9 protein-coding genes are annotated in these 13483 nt (G+C 69.7%); 3 read left to right on the top strand and 6 right to left on the bottom strand.

Features of this window, described 5'->3' with window-relative positions:
- Positions 1–37: 37 nt before the first annotated feature.
- The 5 genes from ACFQ3T_RS06690 to ACFQ3T_RS06670 form a co-directional block, all read right to left on the bottom strand.
- The gene (locus ACFQ3T_RS06690; protein ID WP_380721176.1) at positions 38–880 is read right to left on the bottom strand and encodes a carbohydrate ABC transporter permease; all 843 of its coding nucleotides are present in this window, start codon (positions 878–880) and stop codon (positions 38–40) included.
- Positions 881–1170: 290 nt separating this feature from the next.
- The gene (locus ACFQ3T_RS06685; RefSeq protein ID WP_380721173.1) at positions 1171–2511 is read right to left on the bottom strand and encodes an ABC transporter substrate-binding protein; all 1341 of its coding nucleotides are present in this window, start codon (positions 2509–2511) and stop codon (positions 1171–1173) included.
- 94 nt (positions 2512–2605) lie between these two features.
- Positions 2606–4021, bottom strand: coding sequence for an RICIN domain-containing protein (locus ACFQ3T_RS06680; RefSeq protein WP_380721170.1), 1416 nt, complete (start codon positions 4019–4021; stop codon positions 2606–2608).
- A gap of 146 nt (positions 4022–4167) precedes the next feature.
- Positions 4168–5961 carry an RICIN domain-containing protein gene (locus ACFQ3T_RS06675; RefSeq protein ID WP_380721167.1) on the bottom strand — a complete coding sequence of 598 codons (1794 nt, stop codon included), beginning with the start codon at positions 5959–5961 and terminating at the stop codon, positions 4168–4170.
- Between the two features lie 275 nt (positions 5962–6236).
- Complete coding sequence (locus ACFQ3T_RS06670) at positions 6237–8282, bottom strand: beta-galactosidase (RefSeq protein ID WP_380721164.1); 2046 nt, start codon at positions 8280–8282, stop codon at positions 6237–6239.
- A 262-nt stretch (positions 8283–8544) separates the two neighbouring features.
- On the opposite strand from ACFQ3T_RS06670, the gene ACFQ3T_RS06665 reads away from it, so the two are divergent.
- Positions 8545–9618 (top strand): LacI family DNA-binding transcriptional regulator, encoded by a 1074-nt coding sequence (locus tag ACFQ3T_RS06665; RefSeq protein ID WP_380721161.1) that lies wholly within the window; start codon positions 8545–8547, stop codon positions 9616–9618.
- Between the two features lie 33 nt (positions 9619–9651).
- On the opposite strand, the gene ACFQ3T_RS06660 is transcribed toward ACFQ3T_RS06665, so the two are convergent.
- Positions 9652–10962, bottom strand: a complete 1311-nt coding sequence (locus ACFQ3T_RS06660; RefSeq protein WP_380721158.1) for an RICIN domain-containing protein — start codon at positions 10960–10962, stop codon at positions 9652–9654.
- 653 nt (positions 10963–11615) lie between these two features.
- Between ACFQ3T_RS06660 and ACFQ3T_RS06655 the strand changes: the two genes are divergently transcribed.
- Both ACFQ3T_RS06655 and ACFQ3T_RS06650 read left to right on the top strand, forming a co-directional pair.
- Positions 11616–12632, top strand: coding sequence for a zinc-dependent alcohol dehydrogenase family protein (locus tag ACFQ3T_RS06655; RefSeq protein ID WP_380721155.1), 1017 nt, complete (start codon positions 11616–11618; stop codon positions 12630–12632).
- Positions 12633–12884: 252 nt separating this feature from the next.
- The gene (locus tag ACFQ3T_RS06650) at positions 12885–13235 is read left to right on the top strand and encodes a cyclophilin-like fold protein (protein ID WP_380721152.1); all 351 of its coding nucleotides are present in this window, start codon (positions 12885–12887) and stop codon (positions 13233–13235) included.
- Positions 13236–13483: the final 248 nt, after the last annotated feature.

Raw genomic sequence — 13483 nt, 5'->3', positions numbered from 1 at the left:
CGTGGCCGGAGCGGGGAGTGGGTCGTCACCACGGTGCTCACACACCCTTCCGGGAGCCGCGCAGCTGCACGACGTAGGCGATGATCGCGGTGATGACGCCCATGACGATCGCGACGGTGGCCGAGTAGTTGTACTGCTGGCCGCTGAAGGAGAGGTTGTAGGCGTACATGTTGGGCGTGTAGTAGGTGCTGATCGCGTTGGGGGCCAACGACCGCAGGATGTTGGGCTCGTTGAACAGCTGGAAGCTGCCGATGATCGAGAAGATCGTGGCGATCATCAACGCACCGCGGATGGCGGGCAGCTTGATGCTGCGGACGATCCGGAACGTCCCCGCGCCGTCGATCGCCGCGGCCTCGTACAAGTCGTGCGGCACGACCTTGAGCGCCGAGTACAGGATCAGCATGTTGTAGCCGACGAACTCCCAGGTCACGATGTTGCCGATCGAGGCGAGGACCCAGTCGCCCGACAACGGCTCGACGGCCTTGCGCCCGAGCAGCTCATTGAGGTCCGCGGCCAGGCCGAAGTTGTCGCCGTAGATGAACCCCCACATCAGCGCCGCCACCACACCCGGCACCGCGTACGGCAGGAAGATCACGATCCGGAACAGCCCCGCCGCGTGCAGCCGCGCGCTGTCGATCGCCAACGCGGCCACCAGCGCCAACCCCAGCATCACCGGCACCTGCACCAGCAGGAACACCAGCACCCGCAGGAACGACTCCCAGAACTTCGCGTCGCCCAGCACGGCCGCGTAGTTGTCCAGTCCCACGAACTCCGTGCCGCCGAAGAACACCTGCTCGCGGAACAGGCTCAACCACATCGCATAGGCGATCGGCGCCAGGAACACCAAGGCGAACACCAGCAGGAACGGCGCGACGAACACCCAACCTCGGCGATCCACGCGCAGGCGACGAGAGGGCCCGCGGGTCGGGCGCGCCGAACGTGCCGGCGGAACCTGGACCGGCGGCGAGATGGACGTCATCGTCACTCCTGTCGACCAGCACTGCGGCAGGTCATGTTCACGTTAACATTCCTCGTTGACGCTAACCCCGGGACCACGACGTGTCCAGTGTGGAGCGTCGATTCAGTCGGGTGGCATTCCGGATTCCGCCGTCCACTCGCGATAGAGATGCCAGTCGGAGTGACGGTGGAGAACCACTTCTTGACACACCGTCAGCGGCCCGACACGGTGAAGCCGTGTTCATGGCCGTACCGGGTGATGGATTCCTGCCACTGGCCCAAGCCCGTCCTCAGGTCCGACTCACCGGTGATCGCCTTCCCGACGGTGTTGTCGAAGACCGTGTTGGCGTACTCCTGGTAGGGCAGGTACTGCCAGCCGGTGCCCACTCGCCGCGACGCCTCGGCGAACACCTGGTTCGCGGGTTGGCCGCCGAAGAAGGGGACGGGCTGCTCGCGGAACGCGGGATCGTCCAGCAGGGCCTTGGTCGCCGGGAACAGGCGCACGTCGGCGTTCAGCGACGCCGCACCCTCGGGGTCGGAGTTGAGCCACTGGGCGAAGGCGACCGCGGCGGCCTTCTTCTCGCTCTCGGCCGTGACCGCGACCGAGGAGCCACCGTGCTCCCCGGCCGTCGGTTCGGCCGCGTTCCACTGCGGCATCGGGGCGACCGCCCACTGCCCACTCGTCCGCGGGATCGACTTCTCCAGGTTCGCCAGCCCCCACGCGCCTGCGAACCACGTGGCGTACCTGCCCTCCGCCATGGAGGTCCACCACTCGTCCGTCCACTCGGTGACGGGCTCGACCGTGCCGTCGTCCAGCATCGCTCCCCACACCTCGGCGAACGCGTCGACGCCGGCATCCGCGGTGAGGTTGACCCCGATCGACCTGTTCGGCCGGTTGGCGAACGGCCTTCCGCCCGCCTGCCAGATCAGACCGCCCACTGTGCCGAAGTCCACCGGGTCCAAGGAGGTGACGTAGGTGCCTGGTCGGTCGCGCTTGAGGCGCTGGGCGGTCCTGCGGTACTCGTCCCACGTCCCGGGTGGCTCCAGGCCCAGCCGGTCGAAGACGTCCTTCCGGTAGAACATCACCATCGGCCCTGTGTCCTGGGGGATGCCGTAGACCTTGTCGTCCACCACGACTTGTGACCACGCCGACGCGGTGAACCGCTCTTCGAGGTCCGCCACCCCGTACGGGGTGAGGTCGGCGATCTGGCCGGAGGTCGCGAACTGCGGCAGGGCGAAGTACTCGATCTGGGCCAGGTCGGGTGCACCGACCTTGGTGTTGAGCGTGTTCTGGAGCCTGAGGTAGTGGTCCGGCCCCTGACCGGCGTTGACCACGTCGATCTTGATCTTGGGGTGCGCGGTCTCGAACTTGTCGACCGCCTTCTCGATGTTGGGCACCCAAGTCCAGAAGGTCAGCGTGGTCGGCTGGTCCAGCGCTGCCCGCACCGCTGCCGCACCGGTCGGCTGCTCGTCGGCGGACCCGCAGCCGGCCAGCGCCGCGGCTGCGACCACCAGCACCGCGAGGGTGCGGCGCGGTCGTCTCTCGGAGGGCATGGGGCGGGCCTTTCACGGATTGGTCGTGGGGAGGGGGATGAGGGCGTCGCCGGTCGCCCGCCGCTGCTGTCGCGGCGGGCGACCGGCCGTGGTCCTACACCAGCAACCACTGCTGGTTGGCGCCACCGTTGCAGGCGTACTGGGTCAGTGCGGTCCCGGCGGTCGTGGAGAACGCGCTGAGCTCGAGGCACTGCCGGCTGTTGACGTTGGCCAGGGTGAAGTAGCCGCCGATCGTCGGCGTCCTCGTCCACAGCTGCGCCGTGCTGCTGTTGCACGTCTGCTGCACGGCGGCCGCCCCGCTGGCGGTGGAGCCGCCGGCGATCGCCAGGCACTTGCCGCTGCCGGCGCTCACGAGCCTGTAGTTGTCACCCACCCGCGTCACCGTCCAGAACTGGTTGGCTGCGCTGTGGCAGCCGTACTGGTTGACCGCCGCGCCGTCGGCGGTGCTGCTGCCCCACACGTCGGCGCACATGTTGCTGTTCTGGTTGACCAGGTGGTTGCTGCGGGAATCGAGCGGCGCCGACAGGACCGGCCACCCGTTGACCATCGAGATGTGGCGGATGTCCAGCTCGGGGCGGCCGTTCACGTTGCCGTTGTAGTAGTGGTAGGCGAGGTACTTCTCGGCTCCGTCGTCGTAGACGTCCGCGCCGCCCGCGCCGACCTTCGGCCACGCGCCGCGCATGACCACCGTGCCGCCTTCAGGGGCGGTCATCGGCACGCCGCTCCGGTCGAGGTACGGCCCGGTGATGCTCGTGGACCGGCCGACGACGGTGTAGTAGGTGCTGTTGGTCCCGATGCAACAGCTGCCCTCCGAGCCGAACAGGTAGTAGTACCCGTCGCGGTACATAAAGGTCTGGCCCTCGATGCCGTTGGCCACCCGCCACGTCCTGGTGTCGCTCGTGGACAACTTGCCCGTGGCCGGGTCGAGCACCCGCATGTACGTGCCGTACCAGGAACCCCAGGCCACGTAGAGGCGACCGTCCTGACCCCACTCCACCGCCGGGTCGATCGGGTAGTCCCTGTCGGTGATCATGCCCTGGTCCGTCCACGGGCCTTCGATGCTGTTCGAGGTGAGCAGGCCCATGACCGCGTAGTAACCCTTGCCGGGAATCGAGGCGGCGTAATACAGGTAGTACCGGTTGTTGAAGAACGTGATGTCGGGCGCCCAGATGTGCGTGGGGTTCTCGCCGAGCCGGTCGATGATCCAGCGCGGCGTGGACCCCCACACGTTGGCGATCCGGGTCCAGCCGGTGGCCGCGTTCCCGGCGCACGTCCGGCGCACGGAGATCGTGGGCGCGTCGGTGGCGAAGGAGTAGTAGCAGTTGCCGACCTTCATGACGCTCGGGTCGTGTGCCACGACGTCGCCGCTGAGCGCGGTGGCCGGGGTGGTGCCGGCGAGGTGGAGCAGCGCCGTCGCCACCAGCGTCAGCACGCAGGTGATGGCGAGGCCACGACCCCGGGTCCGGTGCCGGGCAGCGTGGAAAGTGTCGTCGTTGACTCTTTCGAACATCGATTCCTCATTCCCGAGGAGAACGCCCGGCAGGATCGACCGGGATGTCCGGGGAGGCGTGTGCGTCCGCGCCGCCACGGGAAGGCCGCCGGTCGAACCCGGTGACCTCCCCCTGGCGCTTCGGCGGTGTGCGCGTCAGCCGTCGACTAGCTCGACACCTGGACGAGCGACCACTGCTGTTCGAGGCCGTTCACGTCCGGCCACTGGATGACCTGCGCGCCGTCGGCGGTGGATCCACCACCGACGCTCAGGAGCTTGCCGCTGTGGCGGGCGCGGATCTTGTAGTAGGCGCCCACCGGTTCGAGCCGGAACGACTGGTCGAACGCGGTGTTCTGCACCCACTGCGCCGCGTGCGCCGCGTCGGCCGTGCTCCCGCCGTAGATGGACACCGCCCGGCCGCTGTTGCGGTTGAGCAACGTCCGGTAGCCGTCACCGGTGTCCGTGACGTGCCAGTGCTGGTTGAAGCCGCCGTTGTCGGGCCACTGCACGAGGTTCGCGCCGTCGGCCAGGTCGGCGCCGAACGCGTCGAGCACCTTGCCGCTCTGCCGGTTGACCAGCTTGTAGTACGCCCCGGCGGATCGCCCGAAGTCGATGTCGGCGTGGCTGATGGTGCCCGCTCCGGAGAGGATCAGCACCCGGCCGGTGCGCGGCACGTACGTGAGGTTGCGGAAGTAGCCCGCCTGGATGGTGGTGCGCTGCCGCGTCCAGGGGCCGGTGCTGCTGCCGCTGGGGTTGACCCAGACGTCGCCGCTGCCGGATGCGTTGAACATCAGCCGGCCGTCGGGCAGGCGGATGACGACCGGGCTTCCACCGGTGGTGAGCGTGGGGGAACCGGCGGTGACCGGGAGCGCGCTGATGTTGGTTCCCGCCGCACCGCCCACCGAGCGGAAGTCCAGCGGGTTCGACGAGATCTTGTAGCGCACGTTGTCGCCGCCGCCGAAGTACTCGTACGTCATCATCCACCGGCCGTCGGAGGTCGGCACCACGTTCGGCATGCCCGGACGTCCGCCGCCGATCTGGCTGACACCGGCAACGGTCTCGGTGAGGCCCGCGACGTCCACCACGGGTGCGCTCCACCCGCTGGAGGTGTAGCCGTTCCAGGTCCGGTGGGCGATGACCTGTCCGTGGGAGTCGGGTGCGGTGGCGTTGTCGGGGCGCATGGTCAGGACACCGGTCGAGGGGTTGTAGCCGGTGAAGTCGTTCTCGTCCGAGTAGTAGGCGACGAGCTGGTTGTTGTACACCATCAGGTACGGCTCCCAGACGGGATCGACCTGGCGGTAGGTGTTGGCGCGGGCGATGCGCTGGCCGATGGCGCCGGCGCTGCCGCCCTGCCACCCGGCCGTGGTGATGATGTTGAGGAAGTTCCAGGACGCGCCCTGGTCGGTGCTGGAGTACAGGGCGGTCGCCATGTCGCGGCGGTCACCGTCGTTGGTCGGCACCCAGTTCGGGTCGGCGGCCTTCTGCTCGGTGAAGTAGTGGTCCTCCCCCGTCACGGTCGTCGCCAGCAGCAACGTGCCCGCGCTCAGGTTTCCGACGTTCTGGGGAAGGGTGTAGAAGAACGGGCTGCCCCAGTTGCTCGTGTACTTCGCGTACGCGGGGTTGCTCGACATGTACGCCGGCGCCCGCACCTCGGCCAGTGGCTGCCACGTGGTGCCGTCGTCGTCGCTCTTGTACACGGGGATGACCTGACCGACCGCCGTGCCGGTCGGGCCGACGAGGGCCCGTTCGAAGCCGGCGACCAGGCGGCCGCTCGGGAGCGCCGCCGACTTGGAGTAGATCGCGCAGTTGCCGAGGCCCTTGGTGCACTGCGCGTTGGCGGGCAGTTGGTAGAGCGTTCGCGGGGTCGGGCTGACTGCCCCGGCGGGAACGGTGGGGATGGCCAACAACGCCACTCCCATCACCGCGGTCACGGCCCTCGCGAGCCACTTCTTCGTGTTCACGGGCTGTCCAATCGGGATTGTTCGGTTCTCGTGGTGGTGGTCCGGAGCTGGAGGCGGAAAGCCGGGCCACCGGAGCGATCGTCGCCATGCTCACGTAAACATGACTGCGCGGGCATCACTGACGGCGAGACTTGCCCGCGCTTCGCCGCGCCGGAGCCGGCGCGGCTGCCTCGAGGAACGGTGTGCCGTCGGTTGACAGCCCCGAAGCGGGGACCGGTGAGTGCGGTGCCTGCCGCAGGATTCTCATCACGTGACCTCTCTCGTGCAGCGCACGGTCATTCGGCGTGTCGCCGGAGCACGGCCACCGCCCGCGGTGGCAGGACGAGCTGCCGCCCGGAGGCGTCGGGGCCGACGACGACGTCGCCGTCCAGGTCGGGGACGTCGACAGGCTCGTGGGTGCGGTTGATCAGGAACCAGAAGGTCGCGTCGTGGCCACCGCGGACGGCCAGCTCGACCCGGCCACGGGCCTCCGGCGGGAGTTCGCTGCGGACGACGGCCGCGTCCAGCAGCTCCGCCAGCACCGGACGCAGGCCCACGGCCCCGAGGCGGGTGGACACGTACGTGGCCGACCCGGTCGCCGTGACGCGCCTGGTGATCGCGGGCCGATCCGCGTGGTCCCCGGTCTTGTACCAGGCGAGGACCTCCACCTCGGCCGAGGTGACGTCGATGCGGTCGGTCCACATCGTGCCGGTCGTGCCGTTGTCCAGGTCGACCCGCCGGTCGTCGGGCAGGGGGCCGAACTCCTCGATCCGGATGCCCAGCAGTTCCCTCAGCGCGCCGGGGTGGCCACCGGTCCAGACGTGGTCGTTCTCGTCGACGACGCCGGAGAAGTACGTCACCGCGAGGTGTCCCCCGTTCGCGACGTAGGCGTTCAGGCGCTCGGACAACGCCGCCGGGACCACGTGCAGCACCGGGGCGACGACCACGTCGTACCCGTCGAGCGGCGTGTGCGCGGGCACCACGTCGACGCGGACGCCGAGGTCGAGGAAGGCCGAGTACCAGTCGAGCGCTTCCTGGCGGTAGTCCAGGAGCGAGGTCGGGTGGGAGTCCTGCTCGGACGCCCACCAGGACTCCCAGTCGAAGAGGATCGCGGCCTTGGCCGGGCGGCGCACCGTGCCCGCGACAGGAGCGAGCTCCTCCAGGGTCCGGCCGAGGTCCTTGACGGAGCGGAAGACCTCGCTGTCCTCCCCGGCGTGCGGCAGCATCGCGGAGTGGTACTTCTCCGCACCGGCGACCGACTGCCGCCACTGGAAGAAGCACACCGCGTCGGCGCCGTGGGCCACGTGGGTCAGCGAGTCGCGGGCCAGCTCGCCCGGCCGTTTCGCCAGGTTGACGGGTTGCCAGTTGACGGCGCTGGTGGAGTGCTCCATCAGGAACCAGGGGCGTCCCGGCGCGAGGTTGCCGGTCAGGTTCGCCGAGAACGACAGCTCGTCGAGCGCCTGCGGCCCGGGGTGCACGTAGTGGTCGTTGGAGACGAAGTCGACCTCGTCCGCCCAGTCCGCGTAGTTCATGCCCTTGATGCCGCGCATGACCATGAAGTTCGTCGTGACCGGCACGTCCGGGGTGACAGCCCTCAGGAGGTCGCGCTCGGCCCGCAGGTAGTCCTTCAACGCGTCGGAGGAGAAGCGCTTGAAGTCCAGCTGCTGCGTCGGATTGGGGTGCGCCGCCGCCTGCCGGGGAGGCAGGACCTGGTCCCAGTCGCTGTAGTGCTGCGACCAGAACGCCGTGCCCCAGGCGGAGTTCAGCTCGTCCAGCGCGCCGTACCGGGCCCGCAACCACGTTCGGAACGCACGCGAGGCGTCGTCGGAGTAGTCGTAGACGTTGTGGCAGCCCAACTCGTTGGACACGTGCCAGGCCGCCAGCGCCGGGTGGTCGGCGTACCGCTCGGCCAGGGCGCGCACCAGGCGCAACGCGTGCTCGCGGAAGACGGGCGAGGTCGGCCGCCAGTGCTGGCGAGCACCCGGCCACACCGTCGCGCCGGTCCGGTCCACGGGCAGGACCTCGGGGTGCTCGGTGGTCAACCACGGTGGTGGCGAGGCCGTCGCCGTCGCGAGGTCCACGGCGATGCCGCCCGCGTGCAGCAGGTCCATGACGGTGTCGAGCCACGTGAAGTCGTAGGCGTCCCGGGTTGGCTGGAGCCGCGCCCACGAGAAGATCCCCAGGGACACGATGTTCACCCCGGCCGCCCGCATCGCCCGGACGTCGTCGTGCCACACCTCGGCGGGCCACTGCTCCGGGTTGTAGTCGGCGCCGTAGGCCAGCCGCGCCCTGGCGGTCGCGTCGGGCCGGCGTAGCCAGCGAGGGGCAGGACGAGGGACCACTGCTGCTCCTTGACGTTTCGAGTGCGCCACGAGTGGCCGATCGGCTCGACCACCCGCTTCATGTTCACGTCAACATGGCCGTGGGCACGCGATCGCGACGTCCATGACGCGCACAGCGATCGACGGGAAGTTCACCACAGGGTCGGCACGAGCACGCCGGACCATGTTAACGTAAACATCAGGCTGATAGTGTCACCGTGGCACACGGTCGTCAAGACCCGACGCGTCAGTAGCAGGCGCCCGTCGAGGAAGGTGGTAGGCGATGAGCGCCGCGGAAAGATCGTCAGGAACGACACCACCGGCCTCCTCCGGCCGCCGGGGTCGCGCGAAACGCGGGGTGTCCATCGGCGACGTGGCGAGACTGGCCGGTGTCTCGTCGCAGACGGTGTCCCGGGTGTCCACCGGTCATCCCCGGGTGATCCCCTCGACCCGTGACCGCGTGCTCGCCGCGATGAAAGAGCTCGGTTACCGCCCCAACAGCGCCGCGCGCGCCCTGAGGATGGGCGAGTTCCGCACCCTCGGCGTCGTGCTCTTCACGCTGTCGAGCACGGGCAACAGCCGGACGGTCGAGGCGATCGCCGACCACGCCGCCGCGGAGGGCTACGCGATCACGCTCATCCCCGTCGCGAGGCCGACCCAGGACGACGTGCTCGGGGCGTTCACCCGCCTGGAGGAACTGGCGGTGGACGGGGTCATCGTGATCATGGAGGTGCACCTGTTGGACACCGCCACGGTGACGCTGCCGCCCGGCGTGCAGCTCGTCGTGGTCGACTCCGACGCGGGAGACCACTACGCCGTGGTCGACAGCGACCAGTACGACGGCGCGAGGCAGGCCGTTCGCCACCTGCTGGACCTGGGCCACCGCACGGTCTGGCACGTCGCCGGTCCGGCCGGGTCGTTCTCCGCCGAACGCCGCGCCCACGCCTGGCGCACGACCCTGGAGGAGGCGGGCCGCCGCGTTCCGCGCATCGAGCAGGGCGACTGGTCGGCTGCCTCCGGCTACCAAGCCGGCCTGCGGCTGGCCGAACGACCAGGGTGCACCGCCGTGTTCGTCGGCAACGACCAGATGGCGCTGGGCGTGCTGCGCGCCTTCCACGAACACGGTCGCACCGTGCCCGACGACATCAGCGTGGTCGGGTTCGACGACATCCCCGACGCCGGCTACTTCATCCCACCGCTGACCACGGTCCGCCAGGACTTCGCCGAGGTGGGGCGGCGCTGCGTCCAGCGCCTGCTCCAGCAGATCCGCCATGCGGGGAACGGCACCGATCCGGGCCTGGTGCCCACCCATCTGGTCATCCGCCACAGCACGGCGCCACCCCGCCGCGCGCGGTGACGCGGGCGGCGGGGCTTCCCGTGCCGCGAACCGTCAGGCAGGCGCCTGGCGCCAACGCTGGTTCGTGCCGCCGGTGCACGTCCACTGGACGAGCAGCGTCCCGCCGGTCGGGCTGTACGACGGGACGTCGAGGCACTTGCCGCTGGCGCGGTTGACCAGTGACACCGTGGTGGCGTCGAACCGGCGCACGGTCCACTGCTGGTTGTCACCGCCGTGGCAGCCGTACTGCAGCACGCTCGCGCCGTCCGCGGTCGAACTGCCCGACACGTCCAGGCACGAGCCGGTGGCCCGGTTGATCACCTCGACGTAGCCGCCCGCCCTGGCGCGGAGCTGCCAGTGCTGCGACTGCGCGGTCGACGCGGTCGCCTGCCGCACCGAGGAGCCCGACGTGTCGAGCCTGAGCCCGCTGTGCTGCGCGGTGAACGTCGAGAACGGACCGACGCCGCCCGCGGTCTGGGTCACCGTGCGGATCGTGCCGTCCGCGTTGTGGTGCAGGCGATCCATCACGACCGACCTCTTGAAGTCACCGCCGCCGGCGCGGGCGTTCTTGTGGTAGGCGATGTACCACTCCCCCTGGTACTGCACGATCGACTGGTGGTTGGTGCTGACGTTGACGTAGTCCAGGACCACGCCGCGGTAGGTGAACGGCCCCAGGGGCGACGTGCCGGTGGCGTAGTGGATCTGGCCCGGCCAGCCGGTCGAGTAGGTGAAGTAGTAGGTGCCGCCGACCTTGTGCAGGTGAGGAGCCTCGCCGTACACCGTCGAACCGGTCACCCGGACGTCGGTGATCGGCCCGGCCGTGGACACCATGTCCGCGCCCAACCGGACCACCTTCGGCGTCCGGGTCCCGAAGTACATGTAGGACGATCCGTCGCCGTCGGTGAAGATCATCGGGTCGATGGGCTCCTCGCCGACGTTCACGTCCCGGGCCCGGTCCACGAGCGGGTTGCCGCGGGCGTCGGAGAACGGGCCCGTCGGCGACGACGAGACCGCCACACCGATCTTCGTCCGGTCCACGGGGAGGTAGAGGTAGTAGCGACCGTTCCGCTCCGCCGCACCGGGCGCCCAGGCGTACTGGCTCGCCCAGGAGAACCCGGACACCGAGAACACGTCACCGTGGTCGGTCCAGTCCACCAGGTTGGACGACGAGTACGACCGCCAGGACCTCGAGTCCCAGTAGGTGCCGCTGTTGGTCTGGTCGTCGGTGAGGTAGAGGTGCACCCGCCCGTTGAACACGTGCGCGGAGGGGTCCGCGACGAACCGGTCGGGGATCACCGGGTTCGCGGCACTCGCCTGCGGCAGGCTGATCGCCATCGAACCCACGAGCACACTGGCGGCCACCATGCCGCCAAGGGCCAGTCGGCCATTGCGTGAAGTCCTGATCCTGATCACTTCCAATCTGCGGCGTGCGGACTGCGTCCCGCGTGCCAGACAGTGGGATTCCGAGCGATGACCGGCGTCATCGACGCCTCCGGGCACCCGTGCAGCCGGTGAACGGCATCACAATCGGGTCGCGCCACTCGAGGACGCTGTGTTAACGTTAACATGCCACGTGGCGAAACCCAATACCCCGAGCGGTGCTCGCGCCACCGTGGGCGAAAGTTCCCACCACGCCCCGATTTGCCGCAGGACAGCCGGCCGTTTCCGCCCGTTGCGGCGGCCCGGCGCGTCACCCCACCGGCACCACGCGAACGTGCTCGGCACGAGAGTCCCGCTCACGCCAACGCGACCATCGTGGTCGCCCCTGGGAGCGACTGCGGCACTCGGGAAGGCTTGGGGGGTGTACTGCCGGTACACCTCTCGGTGGTGACTCGCTGAACGGGCGAGGAGCGGCTTACCTGGATAACGTGGCTCTTCGCCGCCCGGTCGTGAGCACGGCCGGGCAGTGGGGCCGCATCCGACGCCGGAACGGCTTCCCACCGCCTGCGCCGGATCCGCGACCGCACTCGGCGGCCGGTACACCCGTACCGCACGCCTCACCACGGAAGGACTCCCCCATGCGCGGAGCAGTGATCCACGCACCCGGCGACGTCCGCTTGGAAACCCTGGACGACCCGAAGATCCTCCACCCGACCGACGCGATCATCCGCACGGCTGTCACCTGCGTGTGCGGTTCGGACCTGTGGCCCTGGCGCGGCCTGGAGCCGATCGGCGACGCGCACCCGATGGGCCACGAGTACGTGGGTTTCGTCGAGGAAGTCGGCGCCGAGGTCACCTCGGTCAAGCCGGGCCAGTTCGTCGTCGGCTCCTTCGCGACCTCGGACAACACCTGCGCGAACTGCCGCAACGGCTTCCAGTCGAACTGCCTGCGCCGCGAGTTCATGAGCACCTGCCAGGCCGAGTACGTGCGCATCCCCCACGCCCAGGGAACCCTGGTGGCCACCGACGAGGTGCCCGGCGAACAGCTGTGGCCCGGCCTGCTGGCCGTGTCCGACGTCCTGGGCACCGGCTGGTGGGCGGCCGACGCCGCCGAGGTCAGGCCCGGCTCGACCGCCGTGGTCGTCGGGGACGGCGCGGTCGGCCTGTGCGGGGTGATCGCGGCCAAGGAGATGGGCGCGGAACGGATCATCGCCATGTCGCGGCACGCCTCCAGGCAGGACCTCGCCCGGCAGTTCGGCGCCACCGACATCGTCACCGAACGCGGCGAGGAGGGCATCGCCCGGATCAAGGACCTCACCGGCGGCATCGGCGCCGACTCCGTCCTGGAATGCGTCGGCACCGCACAGGCCATGCGGCAGGCCCTGCACTCGGCACGGCCCGGCGGCAACGTCGGCTTCGTCGGCGTCCCCCACGACGTCGCCGTCGACGGCCAAGAGCTGTTCTTCTCCCACGTCGGGCTGCGCGGCGGCCCGGCCCCCGTGCGCCGCTACCTGCCCGACCTCATCGACCGCGTCCTGTCCGGCCGGATCGACCCCGGCAAGGTCTTCGACCTCACCCTGCCCCTCGACCAGGTCGCCGAGGGCTATCGGGCCATGGACGAACGCCGCGCCGTCAAAGCCCTCCTCAAGCCCTGACGGACGAGGATCGACATGCACTGGCCGGCCGCCGTCGCCGACCAGGAGCACTCCGCAACCCCGACCGAGTGAACAAGGGAGAACCGGGTGCTCCGCGCACTACCACGAATCGCTCCCGCGGTCGTGCCCGTACTGGCCGTGCCTGCCTGCGGCACCAGCTCGACGCCTCCGCCGGACGCCTCATCTCCACGCTCCGGTCAGCAGACGTCGACGCCGGAGGCGCCGCCCGCACCGTCCGAGGGGACCACCGCCATGCCCATCCGCCTGACGATCGACGGTCACCCGATCGACGCCACCTTGAACACCGGCGCCACCTCGCGCGATCTCGTCACCCTCCTCCCGCTCACCTTGGACCTGGAGGACTTCCACCAGACCGAGCGGATCGCCTACCCGCCCCGCAAGCTGGACACCTCCGACGCCCCGGAAGCCGCCACACCGAAGGCGGGAGACCTCGCCTACTTCGCCCCCTGGGGCAACCTGGCCCTCTTCTACCGCGACGGCCCGCACTCGCCGGGCTTGGTCATCCTGGGCCACCTCGACCACGACGAAGACACCGAACGGCTCGCCACCGCCGAACGCGTCACCGTCGAAGCCCGGTCCTGACCGGATCACCCCACTCCGGACCGGCACGGTGGTCGGGAAGACCACGGTGACGACCAGGCCGGCGGTGACCCGCGCCTGGCGACGCACCGGGCCGGACACGCCCCCTGTCGGCCGGCACCGCCGGCGCGGAGACCAGTGGGGGCAGGTGGTCGAGCTAACCCGCTGCGGGCAGCGCCGAGAAGACAACAGCCACAGGTGTACCGGCAGTACATCGCAGTTCAGCGGGATGCGTCGTACCGTCGAGACCG

Origin of the sequence: Saccharothrix hoggarensis (genome assembly GCF_042678885.1) — a bacterium.
Lineage (GTDB): Bacteria > Actinomycetota > Actinomycetes > Mycobacteriales > Pseudonocardiaceae > Actinosynnema > Actinosynnema hoggarensis.
Note: the sequence above shows the minus strand (reverse complement) of the source record. Positions and strands in the feature narration are given on the sequence as shown.